Here is an 18,150-nt window from a genome sequence, read left to right as displayed (position 1 = left end):
AAGGGATACCACATTGCGCTGCGTATCCCTTTATTTTTTACTACCGCAATCAGGGAGCGGGTAAATGAAACAGGCACCAATGATTAACACACAATTCTGGGATGATTTGTTTATCCGAGGCACTATGCCTTGGGATGCCCAATCGACACCTCAAGAACTCAAGGACTATCTCGACAATTCACTTCATGTAGGCCAGTCAGTGTTTATTCCTGGGTGTGGTGCCGCTTATGAACTGAGCACTTTTATTCAATATGGGCATGACGTGATCGCGATGGATTACAGCCAAGAAGCGGTAAAAATGGCGCAATCAACGTTAGGTAACTACAAAGATAAAGTCGTATTGGGTGATGTATTTAATGCCGATTTTTCTCACTCGTTTGATGTCATTTACGAGCGGGCCTTTCTCGCAGCACTACCGAGAGATATGTGGTCAGAATACTTTTCGATGGTGGATAAATTATTGCCAAGCGGAGGTTTTCTAATTGGTTTTTTCGTCATTGATGATAATTACCTATCACGCTTCCCTCCATTTTGTTTGCGAAGTGGGGAGTTGGAGGGTTATCTAGAACCGGCGTTTAAGCTTGTGGAATCCTCAGTGGTGGCAAACAGTGTTGAGGTTTTTAAAGGCAGAGAACAATGGATGGTGTGGCAGAAACGTTAGTCGTCACTGAGACTTCATTAGAAAGTATTCGCGGAAACTGTCTGGTTCTTTGTGAATCGCTGATACATAAGTCTTCACTCTATGCCTGATGGAATGCTCACATAGTTTGTCGGTTTGTGTGAAAAATTAATTTCTCGTTGCTGGTTTAAGTTGTTGAGATATCTCTAACAGCGGTCGAGTGGTTGAGTTTATTGCTGGCACGGGTTGTGTGCTCAGAGCGTAAAGCGACAGATCAGCATCGATCCGAAAGGTAGTAGAACGTCTCTCACTGATCTGTCTATTTCATGCTTATACTATTTTAGGTTGACCATCTGATGCGGTGGCACCGCCGTCTACAGGTAGGTTTACGCCATTAATGAAAGATGCGTCATCACTTGCCAAGAAAGTCACGACAGACGCAATTTCTTCAGGTTCGGCTGCTCGGCCAAGCGCAATGCGCTCATTGAATTTATCGCGGATGTCCTGCGGCCAGCCGTTTGTCATGTTGGTTTTTACTAAACTTGGGCATACGGCGTTAATTCTTACCCCATCCGCACCATGGTCCAATGCCATCGCTCGGGTAAGGTTCACCACTGCACCTTTACTCGCGCAATAGAATGCGGCACCCCAGTCACCACCCAAACCGGAAACGGACGCGGTATTTACCATACAACCTTTCGTTTTTAAGAGTTCAGGCAAAGCAAACTTCGCGCAATAAACAACACCATCAATGTTTACACCAGAGATCTTCTTCCAGTCTTTCACACTACCTTCAATCACGGAACCAGGGACATGTACGCCAGCATTGTTTACTAAAATATCCAGTTTACCGAAACGGGTAACAACGTCAGAAATCAGTGCTGCGACTTTTTCTGGGTCAGAAACATCAATAGAATGCGCAGACACACGCTGTTTATCAAAGCCCTCAACGGCGTTTGCCAATTGCTCTTCATTCCAATCGGCAAGAGCGACGTTTGCGCCTTCTTCATACAAACGTTTTGCGATGGCCAAACCAATACCATTGGCAGAACCAGTGACGAGTGCGACTTTATTTTTTAATCCTCTCATGCGATTTCTCCTTCGAAACTTACAAAAACGGGATCTTGATTTTTCTCTGTGCGCGGCAACATCAGTTTGTCGTTGTCGCTGTAATCTACGGGGATAGCCACCACTGCTGGTCCTTCAACGTCCATGGCTTTATTCAATGTCGGTAGCAATTCGTGTTGACTAGTCACTGCGAAGCCTTTCGCGCCAAATGATTCGGCGTACGCCTTGAAATCAATTGGTCCAAATTTCACACCAGAGCAGCGCTGATATTTGTTGATCTCTTGCATTTCTACCATGTTGTAGGCGTTATCAACCCACACAATATGGACGATATTACAGTTCAATCTAACCGCGGTTTCTAACTCCATGCTCGATTGCATAAAACCGCCGTCTCCTGATATCGATACCACTTTGCTACCAGGTTTTAGTAGGCTGGCACCAATGGCCCATGGTAGTGCAACGCCCATTGTTTGTTGGCCGTTAGACACCAGCATTTGGCGAGCTCGAAAACAACTTAAGTAACGAGCGATCCAGATGTGGAAGCTCCCCATATCAAGACATAGCGTGGTATCTGGTGTGATGATAGATTGCATGGCTTTAATCAGTGCCAGTGGATGAAATCCTTGCTTGTGATAGACATTGGGATAGGTTTTGATCACTTGCCGTTGCAGTGCTACCTCTTCCAGTACTGAAAGTGCCGTTGGGGAAAGGCGGGCATATTCAGAGATATAGCTGCCCATCTTGTCTAATGACTGCGCAATGTTTCCGACGATTTCAACACAAGGCTGATAATTAAGTTGGTATTCTGCCGGTTCAATATCGAGGTGAATCACTGGGTTGCGGTGGCTGTTCCAAAGCTCAGGGTCATACTCTATTGGGCTAAAGCCGATGGTGAGAATTAAATCGGCGTCCCGCAGTAAAACATCGCCAGGTTGGTTATTAAACAAACCGACACGCCCAGCAAAGTGATGATAGTAATTGATGTCTACCGTGCCGGCGGCTTGGTAAGTGCCGACAACGGGTAGCTGCGTATTTTGAAGAAATCGGGCGATAGCAGCAGCGTTTTTACTGCGGCTCGCGTGAAGGCCAAGTAAAACCACACAGCGCTTTGCTTTACTGATTCGACTGACCGCTTCTTCGATTGCTGCGATGTCTGCGCAACCAGGCTGTGTGTAAGGCGAGGGGACAATAATGTCCGTTTGGGTTTGCTCGGATAAAACATCTTGGGGGAGACTCAAAAAGCAAGCCCCAGGACGACCTGACTCTGCGATACGAAATGCGTTCGCCATGATCTCGCTTGCGGCGTCCACATGCTGCACTTCAGCACTGAACTTAGTTATAGAGCGAAAAATACTGACGGTATCCATGCTCTGGTGTGTTTGTTTTTGCTGGTCAGTTCGTTTCACCGCACCACCGATAGCAATCAGCGGATCGCCTTCGGAGTTTGCTGTTGCCACTCCCGTAACTAGATTTCCACAGCCAGGGCCTGACGTAACCATGGTGACGCCTGCTTTGCCGGTTAGTCTTCCCATAACGCCCGCCATAAATGCGCCGTTAGCTTCGTGGCGTACCGGAATCATTTGGATGTTAGTGTCTTCAATCGCATCGAACAGTCGATCGATTTTTGCACCGGGAATACCGAAAATGTACTTAATGCCGAGAGACTCTAGCTGTTGAGCGATCAACTGAGCGCCATTTTTATTTGAAGGTTTGGATTGCATTTGTTGTCCTTATTATTTGCCTGACTTTGTTACTTTTCCGCCTTTTCTATGGCGGTATTTATATCTTCCGGAGCCAAATTGGCGTTGAGGAAGTCTGTCGATACTGGGGTATCAATCACTAGCCGCGAGACTTTGCCAATCTGGAGGAACCCTGACGAAATGCTGTAATCCTGAATATGACCACCTCCTTGGCGGTCATCGGTAATAAAGTGTTCGTGATAGCCGGGCACATTGATGCCAGTCGTATATTTAGGACTGCGAAAGCCGGCGACCACACCTTGCTTATGCGTGAAGCGGAACGTTGGTTGTTCTTTGACCACTTCAAGCATTGGCCGATAAGGGCGTGTTTGTTTAGGTACGGTACGAGTACGAACTGAATCGAAAACACCATCAATGCGCACTGCGCAAAATAGGTTATCGCTTGGAACCAGGTCGTCTATGAGGCTATGGACTTCATGACGTGACATGCGCGATGTCAATGGCAGCTCGATATCAGGCTTAAAAAAAGTCATGACAGCAAAGGGCGTTTTTTGCGCTAGGTCTGCCGGGTTTGCGGAGCCATCCGACTTGAGTTGAAAAACTTCCTTATCAAAAGCAATCAACTCACCATCCAATTCATTGAACGTACCTAAACCAAAATCCCCATGTTTCAGCAGTTCTTCTATGGTTGTCGAGCCTTCGTAAACACCAGCTATCAAAGCACTCATTAACGAAGTCTGATAAATCTCACCATCTCCGGTAACGTGATGGTATTCAGAAAATTCTTTCGCTACTTCAAGCGAACAAGCACATAGAGGGTTATAAAATCCACGCATGAGTAAGACCAGTTATGCAATGAAGAGTATATTTAGATTGACTTCTACACGGTGCTAAATCCAATATAAAAAAGATTTATTTTGATATGGAAAATATATGGAATTTCGCTACCTGAAGTATTTTGTCGCGGTCGCCGAGACTCGTCACTTTACCCGAGCAGCTGAACAGCTAGGGATTGCGCAACCTCCTTTAAGTCAACAAATCAAAAAGTTAGAGCATGAGCTTGGTGTGGACCTATTTAAGCGCTTGTCTAGAGGAGTAGAGCTGACCCATGCAGGGCAAGTCTTTTATACGGATGCGGTAAATATTCTTGCTGATGTGGAACGCGCTAAAGCAAAAGCTCGACAGATTGCCCGTGGTGAAAATACGCAGGTTAAAATCGGGTTCGCGACGTCAACATCAACTTGCATTAAGGTATTGGTGAGAATTGGGCGTATTCAAGAGAATGGGGTTCATTTACAGACGGCGGAACTGTCAATGCCAGCGCTTGCCACTCAGTTAAAAAGCAAACAACTTGATCTCGCAATCATGCGGCTACCCTGCTACGCCAGTGAGCCTTTTGAACACAAGGTGTTGTTTAACGACCCGTTTGTCGCGGTGATTCCGGCGGGGCACGAACTGGCAAAATATCCCTGTATCCAGATGAAACAGTTGAGAGGCCATAAAATTTTACTGTTTCCACGAGAGACTGGACCCGCATTGTTTGATGGCATGAGCACACTTTTTGCCGACGCAGGAGTAAGGCTCGAACCACAGTTCGCAGCACCGCAACTTCGTACGACGATAGCCATGGCGCAGGCTGGGTTAGGTATTGCTCTCGTTCCGCGTTCACTGGCTGAACATCTCGATGATTCCGCGACAGTCACCGAGATTGATGATATCCCTCTCACTAGTCGTGTTGTTGTTGCTTGGGAGGCGTCTAATCTCAATAAACAAGCGCTAAAAGTAGCCATGCACATCGGTCATGTTGAGGCTTAAAGCTTTGTCATATAACCTGTCGATTGTACCCAACGAACAAAACTTACTGAAGATTGCGACTCTGTTGTCGTATATATTACCTACATCAAGTTGACTTGATAGCTGAACTCTCGTTTCATCGAGATGATAATGACGAGGAACTGGATTTAATGCATGGTTAAACAGTAAGGATGACGGATGATTAAAGCGCAAATATATGATGTATTTTGTGATGAGTTAGCTCAAGGTAATCCATGTGGCGTTGTCGAACTAAATCACTGGCTGAGTGATTCTGAACTACTTCAAATCACTCATCAGGTCGCTCAACCTGTCACATCATTTATGGTTCGGTCTGGCACTGACTACCACATTCGCTGGTTTAGCCTAGAAGGAGAGATCAACCTATGCGGACACGGAAGTTTGGGCGCAGGCGCTGCAATCATTTCCAACTATCATCAGAATGAGATCATTCTAAAAAGCCAGTATGGCCATATTACCGTTACTGAACTTGATGGAATGTACAGGATCGTGATGCCAAGTTGGCAAGCCAAGCCTCATGCCATCCCCTTGGATATTTCAGGTTTTTCCAATCGCCCCGTAGATGCTTTTACAACGCGTGATTTGGTTGTTGTTCTCGAGTCCGAAGATGATGTTGTTCTCTATCAACCTAACTTTGATGAGCTGATTAAAATTGATGAGTTTCATGCGGTCATCGTGACGGCTCAAAGTTCTGATAGTGGCTATGTGCTGCGTTACTTTGCACCTAAAATCGGTATTTCAGAAGATCTTGCCACAGGTTCGGCTCAGTGCTCATTGGCGCCTTATTGGTTTGAAAAGCTAGGCAAAGAAAAATTGACGGCTCGTCAGCTATCTCGTGCTGGTGGTTATTTTGAAGTGGCTCGCGGTTTAGAATCTACGATCGTATTGTCTGCACACGTGAAAAGTCGGACTTGAATGCAAACGCCTCTAGCTCTTACACAAGATCTAGAGGCATCCATTTTTTATTGACTTAAAAGTGCCGAGCTAAGATTTTAACCCTGCAGCGGTCATCATGACGCGAAATAACATAGACACTAACCCTAATGCAGCGACGCTAACGACCCATATTCCAACCATCCAAGCCCATTGGCGGCACCAATTTTTGATTTTCATACTCACTCCTTATCAACTCGTTAATGGTACGCTTCGCCTTCTTTTACTTTTCCGGAGAAGACGTAGTAACTCCAAAAGGTGTAAGCCAGAATGATCGGGATGATGATCACTGCTCCAACGAGCATAAAGCGCTGACTGCTTGCAGGAGCCGCTGCTTCCCATATTGATATGCTAGGAGGAATGATATTTGGCCAGATACTGATGCCAAGCCCAGCGAACCCGAGAATCACGATCACTAACGCCATCACGAAAGGGCTGCGCTCTTTACGCTTTTTAACGGAGTCGGCAATCTTCAAACATACCAGCCCAGTAATGACAGGTACGGGCAGTAAGTAGAACAAATTAGGCAGAGAAAACCATCTTTCCGCAATGGCAGGGTAAGCAAGTGGAGTCCAAGCGCTCACAATGACTAATGCGGAGATCATCGCCAGTAGTGTTTTGTTAGTGAAGCGGTGCATCGTGTTTTGCAGTTCACCTTCCGTCTTCATGATGAGCCATGTGCTACCAAGCAGCGCGTACGTTGCGACTAAACCCAAACCACAAAAGATGGGAAAAGGGCTGAGCCAGTCGAGTTGGCTACCTACGAAGACGCGGTTTTCCACCGCAAAGCCTTGAATTACCGCGCCAACAACGATGCCTTGGAAAAACGTGGTTAAAATCGATCCGACCATAAAAGAGCGATCCCAGAACTTTAAGTGGCTTTCCAATGCTTTAAAGCGAAACTCAAACGCGACGCCACGAAAGATCAAAGCAATCAACATCAACGTTAAAGGGATGGTTAGCGCTTCAATAATCACCGCGTAAGCCATCGGAAAAGCGCCAAATAGAGATGCACCTCCTAGCACAATCCAAGTTTCGTTGCCGTCCCAAACTGGCGCGACACTGTTGACCATGACGTCTTTTTGTTTTTCATCCTTGATGAAGGGCATCAGTATTCCAATACCCAAATCGAAGCCATCCATGATGATGTACATCAAAGTGGCAAAAACGATGATCGCGAACCAAATCACGGATAAATCAAAATGCATATTTTCTACCTTCACTTTGTGACAAATTCTAGATGCGGCCTGAAACGGTCGTCATGTCGTGCTCATCGTGTTCGATTGCATCGGGGCCTTTCTTGATTTGGTGGATCATGTAGTAATAACCAAAACCAAATACCAAGCTGTATACAACCAGGAAACACAGCAGGCTGATGCTCATTTGTAGGTCTCCGTGTGCAGAAACCGCATCACGCGTTTTTTGTACGCCATAAACGACCCAAGGTTGCCGACCAACCTCTGTCGTAAACCAGCCAGCGAGTATTGCGATAAGACCAGATGGCCCCATAAATAATGAAAACTTGAGGAACCAACGCGAGGTATAAAGCGTGTTCTTTTTTCGTAACCATATGCTGTAGAAGCTCTGTAAAATCATCAGAAGTCCTAGCCCGACCATGATTCGAAATGACCAAAAGACGATAGGTGAGTTCGGTCGTTCCTCTTTCGGAAAGTCTTTCAGCGCCGGGATTGGCTCAGTTAAACTGTGGCGTAGGATCAAACTTCCTAAAACAGGAATTTCTAAGGCATAGTCTGTGCGTTCTTGTTCCATGTTTGGCATGCCGAACAAAATCAATGGGGTTGGTTTGCCATCGCTGTTATCCCAATGTCCTTCGATGGCGGCGATTTTGGCGGGCTGGTATTCCAAGGTGTTTAGCCCGTGCACATCGCCAATCACGGCTTGGAGTGGCGCAAGGAACACTAAGATCCCGAGCGACATCGAAAACATGGTTTTTACCGCAGTCGATTGATTGCCTCTCAATAAATGCCAAGCGGCTGACGCGCCTACAAAGAGTGCTGAACTGACGAAAGCCGCGACGCTCATGTGCGCCAAACGATAAGGAAATGAAGGATTGAAAACGATAGCAAACCAGTCGGTTGGCACCACACGTCCGTCGACAATTTCATAGCCTTGTGGCGTTTGCATCCAACTGTTGGAGGCGAGAATCCAGAACGTCGAAATGATCGTTCCTAACGCCACCATCGAGGTTGCAAAAAAGTGCAGCTTTTCGCCGACGCGACGCCACCCAAACAGCATTACGCCAAGAAATCCGGCTTCGAGAAAGAAAGCCGTTAACACTTCATAAGTCAGTAATGGGCCTGTGATAGAACCAGCGAAGTCGGAGAAACCACTCCAGTTGGTGCCGAATTGATAGGCCATGACAAGACCAGATACAACACCCATTCCAAAGTTAACCGCAAAAATTTTCGACCAGAAGTGATAGAGATTTTGGTAATCGGGATTACGTGTTTTTAGCCATAAGCCTTCCAGCACAGCGAGATAGGTGGCCAAACCTATGGTGATAGCGGGGAAAATAATATGAAAGGATACGGTAAAGGCGAACTGTATCCGTGCAAGCATAAATGCGTCGAGGCCAAACATTAAACTTCCTTTGATCTTTTAAGTTTTATGAGAGAGCTATTTTAAAAGGAGCGGAATGAGGGAAGTAGGTACAGACAGTGACTATAAACCTATAACAGATTAAATATTGAAGTGTTATTGTTTTGAATTCGGCTTTATGAAAGGGGATTTGCGTTTGGCGAAGTATCAAGAGTTAGTGGAACAGCTTAAAAGGCAGATAAAATCGGGGATATGGCATCCGGGTGACAAGCTGCCTTCTCTGCGTCGCCAATCTGAACACTCGGGTTTGAGCTTGATGACGGTGTTGCACGCGTATCAAATTCTGGAATCTCAAGGCTGGGTCACCTCACAGCCGCGATCTGGTTATCGAGTCGCGCCCAATATTAAGAGTTCAAATGAACCCCAAGCGCCAGCCGCGGTTTCGTGGACAGAGCAGGTAGACATCAATGAGTTTATCTTTGATGTTCTGCAGGCGAGTAAAAATCCATCCATGATCAATTTTGGCTTTGCCTATCCAGACCCAAGTTTGTACCCACGATATCACGTGAATCGGGCGATGAGCGCAGCCGCTCGCAATATGCCGATTTCCACCACCTTTGATAACTTACCGCCGGGAAACGAACAATTACGCACCATCATCGCGAAGCGTTATGCTGCGAAAGGCATTGAAATTTCACCCGATGAAATTGTCATTACGGCAGGTGCGCTGGAGGCGTTAACGCTCAGTTTGCAAGCTTGTACAAGACCGGGAGATTGGGTGGTTGTGGAGTCGCCTGCATTCTATGGCGCATTGCAATCCTTAGAGCGGTTAGGTTTGAAAGCGCTCTCAGTAAGAACAGACCCGGTCACGGGCATTGACCTAGATTCATTGGAACGAGCGCTGCAAACACACGATGTGAAAGCATGTTGGCTTATGTCGAACTTCCAGAATCCTCTGGGTTTTACGCTCTCCAACGAGAAAAAACAAAAGCTGATTGAGCTGACACAGCGATATAACGTGCCAGTGATTGAAGATGATGTGTACAGCGAACTGCATGCCGAGAATGACTCGGTTTACCCACTAAGAATGTTTGATGACACGGGCAATACCATGTTGTGCTCCTCGTTTTCAAAATCATTAATCGCAGGGCTACGTATTGGTTGGGTTGCGGCAGGAAAGCGGGCGCTAGAGGTACAAAAGTTACAGCTAATGAGTACATTAGCGACGAGTGCACCAGTGCAAATGACATTGGTGCATTATTTAACAAGCCGCAATTATGAATCTCATTTGAAGCAGTTACGGAAAAAGCTGTTTGAACGTAAAAGTAAGATGACGGGTCTGCTCAGTGAGCTGTTACCTGAAGCAGTCAACGTGTTAAGCCAAAGCGGCGGGTACTTTATTTGGTTAGAGCTCCCCAAGCATATTGACGCCTTGCAGATATATCGAGAAGCGCTAAAAGATAATATCAGCATCGCACCGGGAAAGATGTTCAGCCTGACAGAACAATACGATCACTGTATTCGTCTTAACGCTTCTTTTGAGCTCAATGACAAATACGTTCATGCTCTCAATCTGCTTGCCAATATTATTCGCGATCATTTGGCGAAATAGCCACTTTCTTCAGTTTTTGGGTTTAATGGAGCGCGCCGGATTTCCAACGACTCGATCGCCCGGCGCAACGTCTTTGGTTACGACAGAGCCAGCGCCAACGACGGCCTGATCGCCAATGGTCACGCCTGGCAGTATGATAGCGCCCCCACCAATCCAAACGTTATTGCCGATTTTTACCGGTTTGGCGATCTCATCTCCGGCTAAGCGTCTTTGTGTATCGAGTGAATGAGCGGCTGTGTAAATTTGCGCTCTAGGCCCAATCATAACGTTCGCGCCAATCTCAACCTGCCCATTGTCCAGAATAATGGCATCCCAGTTGATGTAGGTGTTTTCCCCGATGGACAAGTGGCAACCGTAGGTAAGTTGAAGTGGTGGCTCTATACAGGCGCTGCTTTCTAATTGGACGCCCATTTCCTCCAATAGTTGTCTGCGGATAACTGGGTTTGGCTCGTGGTTAAACTGGAAGACAAGCTGCGCAGTTTTGGCGCGCATTAGCTTTAGTTCTTCATCTAGACAATTATAGGTTTCTCCAGAGCGCATCCGAGTCAGTTCTGACATAACAATCATTCCATCAATATAAATTGCAATAAGGTGCATAATAATAAGTGAGAGTGATTCGAAGTGAAAATTTGACGCTTAAAAATCAGAAAGTTATCACTGATTTGCCTTGCGTATCCAGTTGGTTGATTGGCTCGTTTAGTACACAAAGACGTGCTCCCTAAATGGCTTAATCGGTTGAAGCCAAAGTGGGAAACCACTCGAAGCGTTTTACGTAGATTACAATATAGTTAATAAGAAAAACTTAATTGAGCCGCTTGCGCTATCGATTGGGCTAAAAATATAAGACTTATGCGCTCTGGCTTGCTGGCAACGATGAATCAAGAGTGAGCACTTTATGTTCGAACGGGTCATTTCATTTTTAGAAACAACACTGTTTACCTTTAACGAACAACCTATCACGTTGTGGGCGATATTGATGGTGCCGACATGGGTGATTGTCGCTTTATGGTTGTCCAAAATTTTAATCAAAACCGTTACGTCAAGAATGTCCTCATCGGGGAAAGATCCAAACGTTATTCATTTGGTTAAACGGATATTATTTGTCATCGCTCTCGCCATTATTTTTATGACCACACTTTCGATGATCAATGTGCCAATTACCGCGTTTGCCTTTCTGTCTGGTGCCATCGCTATCGGCTTCGGTTTTGGTGCGCAAAACATCATTAACAACTTCATAAGTGGCTGGATTTTGATTGGTGAAAAGCCAATCCGAATTGGGGACTTTTTAGAGGTTGAGGGCGCCAAAGGCACTGTCGAGCAAATAAATACACGCTCAACGAGAATCAGACGAACCGATGGTGTTCATATGCTCATACCCAACAGTCAGTTGATTGAGAACGTGGTGATCAACTGGACGTTATGCGACAGATTAGTTCGTGGCTCTGTCGTCGTCGGTGTCGCGTATGGGAGCGATGTCAAACAGGTTGCTGCCTTAATGGCGGAAGTGACTTCGCAGCAAGCGCAAGTTCTGAGTTCGCCAGCGCCAGATGTGTTTTTTCAAGACTTTGGTGACAATGCTTTGATCTTCGAATCTTATTTTTGGATTAACTCAACGGTTGAGGGCGGTATTCGCTCGGTCGCAAGTGCCATGCGTTTTGAAATCTACGAAGCTTTCGAAAAGCACGGCATTGAAATCGCGTTTCCACAACGAGATGTGCACATTGATGGGCAAATCAAGTTGTCTAGGGAGAGAAACGGATAGGGCGATAAGCGGTATTGGTGTTCTTATCTTGGTGTCGAGTAACCATAGCGAGGCGGTCACAACACGGATTCACCTCGCTAGAAACCAGTTTGAAGGCGTTATTGGTTGTCCCACATGACTTCGCATTCTTCTTTGATTGCTGATTTTAGCAACTCAATCAGTGGAAACGCTCTGCGTCCTAGGCTTACCGCGGGCTCTGCTTGTTCTTCCTCTTCGTCTACATCAGTAGGGAGGTTTTCTTCAGCTGCATTTTTCGCAGATAGAGCAGAAGTTAATCTTGATAGCGCGTCAGGAACATCTTGAGCGGAAATTGATCCCGGCACCGTGCCGCTGTGACCCATCATTTTGAGCATATCTAATGCAATATCACCAAACATTGTGACGTTTGAGTGGCTTCGACAACGAAATGTTATGAGCATTTACCTGATCCTGTTTTATATGTTCGGTTTGAAACTAAATTGTAGCTGAAATCAGACACTAATTAATGTGATGAAGACCGTTGAGCGTTAAGGTTTTTATGAGTAACAACAAAAAACGGGCACGTACGTCTGCATGCCCGTTGAAATACATTACCTGATTGGTTGTTGATGATTTACAAGCTATACGGATCGCCCAGAGCTAATGCGACCCTAGAAGCAGGAGACTTTCCTAACGCGCGGCAAATTTGCCAACCCGCTTCATTGATGACGCTAAGGTCAACGCCCGTTTCAATCCCAAGTTGCTCACACAGATAAAGTACATCTTCCGTTGCAACATTACCACTGGCTCCTTTCGCGTAAGGGCAGCCGCCGAGCCCCGCTACTGCGCTATCAATGGTGTTGATGCCCATTAACAAGGCTTGGTAGATATTGGCTAATGCTTGTCCATAAGTGTCATGAAAATGTACTGCGAGCGCGTCTTTTGGCAGTAGCGTTAACAACGAATCCAGCATGGCGATAACGCGATTAGGCGTTGCTTTACCGACAGTATCACCGAGCGAAATCTCATAACATCCCATATCAAACAACGTATTGGCGACCTTGGTAGTTTGCTCTGGCTTGATTACTCCCTCATATGGACACACCATGGTACAAGACAAGTACCCGCGTACAGGAATGTTGTGCTGGTTCGCCAATTCGATAACGGGTTCAAATCGAGCGAGACTTTCGGTAATGCTGCAGTTGATGTTCTTCTGGCTGAACGTTTCTGAAGCGGAGCCAAACACCGCAATTCGCTTTACACCGCTTTCCAGCGCACGTTCTAACCCTGCGAGATTTGGTGTGAGCGCGCTATAAACCACGTCAGGCTTTTTTGAGATACCAGCAAACACCTGATCGGAATCGGCCATTTGAGGCACCCACCTTGGAGAGACGAAAGATCCCGCCTCAATATGCTTTAAGCCACTGCTGCTTAGTTGGTTAATCAAACGGATTTTATCAACCAGCGTCACTGCCGTTTCATTTTGCAGACCATCACGAGCGCCGACTTCGACGATATTAACCTTCGCTGGTAGCATATTCGCGCTCCTTATCTTCACTGACGTTATCCGATATCAAAGACAAATTCAGCAGTATGGAACCGTGCTGTACTTGGTCCCCGTGCTGATAAAACAATTCGTCGACTGTTGCTGCGACCGGAGCCGTGATGGTGTATTCCATTTTCATTGCTTCGAGTACCAAAAGCGGAACGCCCGCCGCCACTTCGTCACCTTTAGCCACCATAACTGCTGAAATTATGCCGTTGAGTGGTGCGGTTGGACTTAGTTCATCATCTACATCTTTTGCAGAGTCAAAGTTAGGTTGATGAGCGAACGTGCGCTGCTGACCAAGATAAAATAGTGTTGTTCTTTGTTCATCGCTAAGTGCATTAAAGGTGTAACGCACATTATCAATATCGACGATAATCTGGTTGTCACTTTCAAGCAGGATGACCTGATGCAGCTCCTCACCACATCGGACAGTGAAGTGAGATCCTGTATCTTGCGATGATTGTTGCAAACGTACCTGATGGTTGGCATTGGCATCCGTGAAGTTAAATCGGTAAACGTTGTCAACTGACAGTCTAAAACCTCGTCTGGTTGGCGCGGGTAACGTTGAGCTGTCTGATTTTGAAATGAGATCATTCCGGTGAGCAACCGCCGCCAATGTAAGCCAGATTGAATCCGACACGTCTTGCTGCTCATTTATGCCTTGTTGATGTGTTACGAGGAAACCTGTATCGAGCTCAATCTCGGCAAAGGCTGGCTGCGAAATAATACTGTGCAGATAACCAATGTTTGTCGTTACTCCACGTACGTGATATTGAGTTAACGCCTGCTTAAGCTGCTTTAGTGCGATATCACGAGTTTGCCCCCAGACGATCAGTTTGCTGATCATTGGATCGTAATATTCGCTGATGCTATCGCCTTGGGTAACACCACTATCAACGCGTACGCGCGCTAGGCGCACATTACTGTCTGATACGGGTTCTTTTAAGTAGTCAATGCGGCCAGTCGACGGCATAAAGTCATTGTCTGTATCTTCTGCGTAAATTCGCAGCTCAATTGAATGGCCGTCGTGGGTGATTTCAGATTGCGAAATAGGTAAATGCTCGCCAGCTGCGACTTTGAATTGCCACTCCACCAAATCAACGCCGGTGATCAATTCAGTGACAGGGTGCTCAACTTGCAGACGGGTGTTCATCTCCATGAAGTAGAATTGACCTCGGCTATCGAGTAAGAACTCCACCGTGCCAGCGCCAACATAGTCGATCGCTTGAGCGGCCTGAACCGCAGCTTCACCCATTTGTTTACGCAGTTCATCACTAAGACCGGGAGCTGGTGCTTCTTCGACTACTTTTTGGTGACGGCGTTGAATGGAGCAATCGCGATCAGAAAGATAGACACAGTTGCCATGTTGGTCAGCAAATACCTGAACTTCAACGTGGCGAGGCTGCAATATACATTTTTCGATTAGAAGCTGCTTGTCGCCAAAGCTTGAAAGTGCTTCACGCTGCGCACCGTCGATGGCCAGAGGCATTTCGGCTGCGCTATAGACCACTCGCATGCCTTTACCGCCGCCACCTTGTGTTGCTTTAAGCATCACTGGGTAACCGATTTTTTCCGCTTCCGCTAATAAGTGCTCTACGCTGTTGTCTGTGCCGTGATAGCCGGGAACCAAGGGCACGTTCGCCTCAGACATGATGGCTTTGGCTTGCGACTTCGAACCCATTGCTTCAATTGCGCTGGTGGAAGGGCCAATAAAAACAATGCCATTTTCGCTGCACGCTTTCGCCAGTTTCGGGTTCTCGGAAAGAAAACCATACCCAGGGTGGATAGCATCGGCTTGCCATTTTTTCGCAGCGCCGATAATCGCATCGATATCGAGATACGATTCACTCGCCGGAGCGGGGCCAATGAATTCAGCGAAATCCGCTTGTTTAACATGTAAGCTGCTGCGATCCGCTTCGGAATAGACGGCAACCGTCTCGATAGCCATGCTTTTTGCGGTTTTAATGATTCGGCAGGCAATTTCACCGCGGTTTGCGATCAGTATTCTTTTAAACATGATTCCTCCAATTGGCGGCGCGCTTTTCAAAAAATGCAGCTAGTCCTTCTTGTCCTTCACTGGACACGCGAGCGGTTGCAATAGCTTGGCTGGTGTATTCAATTAATGAATGATCGATAGGTTGGTTATCACAGCGTAAACAAAGTGCTTTTGCAGCCTGCATGGCTTGTGGACCGTTGTTGAGCAGGTGATCAATGGTGCGATTGACGGCTTCACGTGGTTGAGCGTCTATCTGATGAAGAATACTCATCGATAGCGCGGTTTCGGCATCAATCAGTTCCGCGGTTAAAAAGTAGCGTCGGCTTTGTCGTTGTCCAATCGCTCGGATTACGTAAGGTCCGATGGTGGCGGGTAACAAACCGAGCTTCACTTCACTCAAACAGAAGCGGCTTTCAGGTGTACCAATAGCGATATCGCAGCAGCAGATAAGCCCAAGTGCGCCGCCAAATGCAGCGCCATGCACCATAGCAATAGTCGGTTTGCTAAAGGTATCCAGCGTATGCAAAAGTTTTGCTAGTTGCTGTGCATCTTGCAGGTTTTCACTCTCGGTTTTGGTGGCCATTGACTGCATCCAGCCAAGATCCGCACCCGCAGAAAAGTGTTTCCCTTGCGCCGTTAGTACCAATGCACGTAGAGAGTCGTCTCTCTCAAGTTTTTCCAAGGTTTCGATAAGTGAAGCAATTAATTCATCATTAAACGCGTTGTGTTTCTCTGGTCGATTGAGGCTCAACCAAGCAACGCCATTGCTGTCTTTTTCAAGCAGTAGTCCGGTCATGTGACTTCCTTTGTCTGACATTTCAGTCTCTATTCCAATGCTCGCTAACCGTTACTTGTATAAACATCGGTATTCGCGAGGAGTTAAGGTTTGCCTTGCATCCGGCTACATACGGAAGATGCCAAATTTGCTGTCTGGTATTGGCGCATTAAGCGCAGCAGACAGAGCAATGCCGACAACATCACGGGTTTTCGCAGGGTCAATAATGCCGTCGTCCCACAAACGAGCACTGGCGTAATAAGCGTGACTTTGAGTCTGATATTGCTCCGCAATTGGACGTTTGAACGCTTCTTCTTCCTCCGCGCTCCAGCTTTCACCTTTGCGAGTTTTGATATCGCGGGTCACTTGCGCCATCACGCCAGCCGCTTGCTCTCCACCCATGACGGAGATGCGCGCGTTTGGCCACATCCACATCATGGTTGGATCATAAGCGCGGCCACACATGCCGTAGTTTCCTGCGCCATACGATCCACCAATCACTACGGAAAACTTCGGCACGTCTGCACACGCAACAGCAGTTACCATTTTCGCACCATGTTTGGCGATGCCTTCGGCTTCGTACTTCTGACCGACCATAAAGCCCGTTATATTCTGCAAGAAAAGCAGAGGAATTTTGCGTTGTGCGCACAGCTCAATAAAATGCGCGCCTTTTTGTGCTGATTCTGAAAATAGAATGCCGTTGTTAGCGACAATGCCAATCGGCATACCGTGAATATGGGCAAAGCCACAGACCAAGGTTTCGCCGAACAAGGCTTTAAATTCATCGAACTGGGAATCATCAACAATTCGGGCAATGACCTCTTTAACATCAAACGGCTTTTTGAGATCGGTTCCGACGATGCCGTACAGCTCTTGGGCAGGAAAACGCGGCTCCAGTGGCGTTTTTTGCTTGAGTTGGACGGGTTTCAAGTGGTTAATTTGAGAAACCGCTTGTCTTGCCAACTCTAACGCGTGGTGATCATTTTCTGCGTAATAGTCCGCCACGCCAGAGGTGCGACAGTGAACGTCTGCGCCACCAAGATCTTCCGCGCTGACTTCTTCACCTGTCGCTGCTTTTACAAGAGGTGGACCTGCCAAAAAAATCGTGCCTTGTTCTTTGACTATGATGGATACGTCGCACATGGCAGGAACATAAGCGCCGCCAGCGGTACATAGCCCCATGACCACCGCAATTTGTGGAATGCCTTTGGCCGACATACGGGCTTGGTTGTAGAAAATACGGCCAAAATGGTCTTTATCTGGGAATACCTCATCTTGGCGGGGTAGGTTAGCGCCGCCAGAGTCGACTAAGTAAACACACGGCAGTTGGCATTTTTCTGCAATTTCTTGTGCTCTTAAGTGCTTTTTCACGGTGAGTGGGTAGTAACTGCCGCCTTTTACCGTCACGTCGTTGGCAACGATCATACACTCGGTGCCGTCAATTACACCCACACCGGCAACCACTCCAGCACATGGAACGTAATCTGGATACACATCCCAGCCAGCAAATTGACCAATTTCTAGAAAGGACGAACCAGGGTCGAGTAGGGCAAGAATGCGCTCACGTACCGGAAGTTTGCCTTTCTTCTGCTGATGCTCGCGGGCTTTCTCACCGCCACCATCTTCTATTTGGGCAGTCACGGTATAAAGTTGATCTACAAGTGACGCCATAGAGCGGTAGTTTTCCTGATACTGCTCTGAATGGGTATTAATATTGGTCGTCAAACAAGCCATAAATAGCCGATCTCCATTCGGTAGACGGGTGTCACCACCCGTCTTTATTTAG

Annotated in this window: 17 protein-coding genes; 5 read left to right on the top strand and 12 right to left on the bottom strand. The window is 46.9% G+C overall.

Annotated features, from left to right (window positions below; all coding sequences use genetic code 11):
• Window positions 1-64 precede the first annotated feature (64 nt).
• Window positions 65-661, top strand: coding sequence for a methyltransferase domain-containing protein (locus R7E42_RS02235; RefSeq protein WP_318072302.1), 597 nt, complete (start codon window positions 65-67; stop codon window positions 659-661).
• 288 nt (window positions 662-949) lie between these two features.
• Here the strand turns inward: R7E42_RS02235 and R7E42_RS02230 are convergent, their stop codons facing one another.
• Genes R7E42_RS02230 through budA form a run of 3 tightly spaced genes read right to left on the bottom strand, consistent with a single transcriptional unit; the run spans window position 950 to window position 4,223 of the window.
• Window positions 950-1,708 carry an SDR family oxidoreductase gene (locus R7E42_RS02230; RefSeq protein WP_318072301.1) on the bottom strand — a complete coding sequence of 253 codons (759 nt, stop codon included), beginning with the start codon at window positions 1,706-1,708 and terminating at the stop codon, window positions 950-952.
• Window positions 1,705-3,408, bottom strand: a complete 1,704-nt coding sequence (gene alsS, locus R7E42_RS02225; protein WP_017633686.1) for an acetolactate synthase AlsS — start codon at window positions 3,406-3,408, stop codon at window positions 1,705-1,707. The genes R7E42_RS02230 and alsS overlap by 4 nt, the downstream gene beginning before the upstream one ends.
• A 29-nt stretch (window positions 3,409-3,437) precedes the next feature.
• Complete coding sequence (gene budA, locus R7E42_RS02220; RefSeq protein ID WP_053304714.1) at window positions 3,438-4,223, bottom strand: acetolactate decarboxylase; 786 nt, start codon at window positions 4,221-4,223, stop codon at window positions 3,438-3,440.
• Between the two features lie 97 nt (window positions 4,224-4,320).
• Between budA and R7E42_RS02215 the strand changes: the two genes are divergently transcribed.
• Window positions 4,321-5,202 (top strand): LysR family transcriptional regulator, encoded by an 882-nt coding sequence (locus R7E42_RS02215; RefSeq protein ID WP_262595992.1) that lies wholly within the window; start codon window positions 4,321-4,323, stop codon window positions 5,200-5,202.
• A gap of 177 nt (window positions 5,203-5,379) precedes the next feature.
• Window positions 5,380-6,135, top strand: coding sequence for a PhzF family phenazine biosynthesis protein (locus R7E42_RS02210; RefSeq protein ID WP_318072300.1), 756 nt, complete (start codon window positions 5,380-5,382; stop codon window positions 6,133-6,135).
• A 69-nt stretch (window positions 6,136-6,204) separates the two neighbouring features.
• Here R7E42_RS02210 and R7E42_RS02205 read toward each other — a convergent pair whose 3' ends face one another.
• Genes R7E42_RS02205 through R7E42_RS02195 form a run of 3 tightly spaced genes read right to left on the bottom strand, consistent with a single transcriptional unit; the run spans window position 6,205 to window position 8,754 of the window.
• Window positions 6,205-6,333: a DUF2474 domain-containing protein gene (locus R7E42_RS02205; protein WP_005373267.1), complete on the bottom strand. Its 129-nt coding sequence runs from the start codon at window positions 6,331-6,333 to the stop codon at window positions 6,205-6,207.
• Between the two features lie 20 nt (window positions 6,334-6,353).
• Entirely contained in the window at window positions 6,354-7,361 is a 1,008-nt protein-coding gene (gene cydB, locus R7E42_RS02200; RefSeq protein ID WP_176311489.1) for a cytochrome d ubiquinol oxidase subunit II, read from the bottom strand.
• A gap of 28 nt (window positions 7,362-7,389) precedes the next feature.
• Window positions 7,390-8,754: a cytochrome ubiquinol oxidase subunit I gene (locus R7E42_RS02195; RefSeq protein WP_318072299.1), complete on the bottom strand. Its 1,365-nt coding sequence runs from the start codon at window positions 8,752-8,754 to the stop codon at window positions 7,390-7,392.
• Window positions 8,755-8,890: 136 nt separating this feature from the next.
• Here R7E42_RS02195 and R7E42_RS02190 point away from each other — a divergent pair, with 136 nt between their 5' ends.
• Window positions 8,891-10,324: a PLP-dependent aminotransferase family protein gene (locus R7E42_RS02190; protein WP_318072298.1), complete on the top strand. Its 1,434-nt coding sequence runs from the start codon at window positions 8,891-8,893 to the stop codon at window positions 10,322-10,324.
• 9 nt (window positions 10,325-10,333) lie between these two features.
• Here R7E42_RS02190 and R7E42_RS02185 read toward each other — a convergent pair whose 3' ends face one another.
• A complete protein-coding gene (locus tag R7E42_RS02185; protein ID WP_318072297.1) occupies window positions 10,334-10,882 on the bottom strand; it encodes a sugar O-acetyltransferase in 549 nt (182 codons plus the stop codon).
• Between the two features lie 337 nt (window positions 10,883-11,219).
• On the opposite strand from R7E42_RS02185, the gene R7E42_RS02180 reads away from it, so the two are divergent.
• The gene (locus R7E42_RS02180) at window positions 11,220-12,086 is read left to right on the top strand and encodes a mechanosensitive ion channel family protein (protein ID WP_005373258.1); all 867 of its coding nucleotides are present in this window, start codon (window positions 11,220-11,222) and stop codon (window positions 12,084-12,086) included.
• A gap of 98 nt (window positions 12,087-12,184) precedes the next feature.
• On the opposite strand, the gene R7E42_RS02175 is transcribed toward R7E42_RS02180, so the two are convergent.
• From R7E42_RS02175 to R7E42_RS02155, 5 genes are all read right to left on the bottom strand, one after another.
• The gene (locus R7E42_RS02175; protein WP_005373256.1) at window positions 12,185-12,505 is read right to left on the bottom strand and encodes a DUF1840 domain-containing protein; all 321 of its coding nucleotides are present in this window, start codon (window positions 12,503-12,505) and stop codon (window positions 12,185-12,187) included.
• Window positions 12,506-12,678: 173 nt separating this feature from the next.
• Entirely contained in the window at window positions 12,679-13,581 is a 903-nt protein-coding gene (locus tag R7E42_RS02170) for a hydroxymethylglutaryl-CoA lyase (protein WP_005382683.1), read from the bottom strand.
• Window positions 13,562-15,610: an acetyl/propionyl/methylcrotonyl-CoA carboxylase subunit alpha gene (locus R7E42_RS02165; protein ID WP_318072296.1), complete on the bottom strand. Its 2,049-nt coding sequence runs from the start codon at window positions 15,608-15,610 to the stop codon at window positions 13,562-13,564. Before R7E42_RS02165 ends, R7E42_RS02170 begins: the two co-directional genes overlap by 20 nt.
• Complete coding sequence (locus R7E42_RS02160; RefSeq protein ID WP_017633676.1) at window positions 15,603-16,385, bottom strand: enoyl-CoA hydratase-related protein; 783 nt, start codon at window positions 16,383-16,385, stop codon at window positions 15,603-15,605. The genes R7E42_RS02165 and R7E42_RS02160 overlap by 8 nt, the downstream gene beginning before the upstream one ends.
• 105 nt (window positions 16,386-16,490) lie before the next feature.
• Window positions 16,491-18,098, bottom strand: a complete 1,608-nt coding sequence (locus tag R7E42_RS02155; RefSeq protein WP_318072295.1) for a carboxyl transferase domain-containing protein — start codon at window positions 18,096-18,098, stop codon at window positions 16,491-16,493.
• Between the last annotated feature and the right edge of the window lie 52 nt (window positions 18,099-18,150).

Origin of the sequence: Vibrio sp. Vb1337 (assembly GCF_033338715.1) — a bacterium.
In the GTDB taxonomy this organism is placed as follows: Bacteria; Pseudomonadota; Gammaproteobacteria; order Enterobacterales; family Vibrionaceae; genus Vibrio; species Vibrio alginolyticus.
The sequence above is the reverse complement of the archived record's forward strand: the minus strand, read 5'-3'. Positions and strand labels throughout refer to the sequence as shown.

Bases quoted from the DNA above. Each gene is read 5' to 3' on its own strand.
- R7E42_RS02235 (WP_318072302.1), top strand. From the start codon at position 65: ATGAAACAGGCACCAATGATTAACACACAATTCTGGGATGATTTGTTT.
- R7E42_RS02230 (WP_318072301.1), bottom strand. From the start codon at position 1,708: ATGAGAGGATTAAAAAATAAAGTCGCACTCGTCACTGGTTCTGCCAAT.
- alsS (WP_017633686.1), bottom strand. From the start codon at position 3,408: ATGCAATCCAAACCTTCAAATAAAAATGGCGCTCAGTTGATCGCTCAA.
- budA (WP_053304714.1), bottom strand. From the start codon at position 4,223: ATGCGTGGATTTTATAACCCTCTATGTGCTTGTTCGCTTGAAGTAGCG.
- R7E42_RS02215 (WP_262595992.1), top strand. From the start codon at position 4,321: ATGGAATTTCGCTACCTGAAGTATTTTGTCGCGGTCGCCGAGACTCGT.
- R7E42_RS02210 (WP_318072300.1), top strand. From the start codon at position 5,380: ATGATTAAAGCGCAAATATATGATGTATTTTGTGATGAGTTAGCTCAA.
- R7E42_RS02205 (WP_005373267.1), bottom strand. From the start codon at position 6,333: ATGAAAATCAAAAATTGGTGCCGCCAATGGGCTTGGATGGTTGGAATA.
- cydB (WP_176311489.1), bottom strand. From the start codon at position 7,361: ATGCATTTTGATTTATCCGTGATTTGGTTCGCGATCATCGTTTTTGCC.
- R7E42_RS02195 (WP_318072299.1), bottom strand. From the start codon at position 8,754: ATGTTTGGCCTCGACGCATTTATGCTTGCACGGATACAGTTCGCCTTT.
- R7E42_RS02190 (WP_318072298.1), top strand. From the start codon at position 8,891: ATGAAAGGGGATTTGCGTTTGGCGAAGTATCAAGAGTTAGTGGAACAG.
- R7E42_RS02185 (WP_318072297.1), bottom strand. From the start codon at position 10,882: ATGTCAGAACTGACTCGGATGCGCTCTGGAGAAACCTATAATTGTCTA.
- R7E42_RS02180 (WP_005373258.1), top strand. From the start codon at position 11,220: ATGTTCGAACGGGTCATTTCATTTTTAGAAACAACACTGTTTACCTTT.
- R7E42_RS02175 (WP_005373256.1), bottom strand. From the start codon at position 12,505: ATGCTCATAACATTTCGTTGTCGAAGCCACTCAAACGTCACAATGTTT.
- R7E42_RS02170 (WP_005382683.1), bottom strand. From the start codon at position 13,581: ATGCTACCAGCGAAGGTTAATATCGTCGAAGTCGGCGCTCGTGATGGT.
- R7E42_RS02165 (WP_318072296.1), bottom strand. From the start codon at position 15,610: ATGTTTAAAAGAATACTGATCGCAAACCGCGGTGAAATTGCCTGCCGA.
- R7E42_RS02160 (WP_017633676.1), bottom strand. From the start codon at position 16,385: ATGACCGGACTACTGCTTGAAAAAGACAGCAATGGCGTTGCTTGGTTG.
- R7E42_RS02155 (WP_318072295.1), bottom strand. From the start codon at position 18,098: ATGGCTTGTTTGACGACCAATATTAATACCCATTCAGAGCAGTATCAG.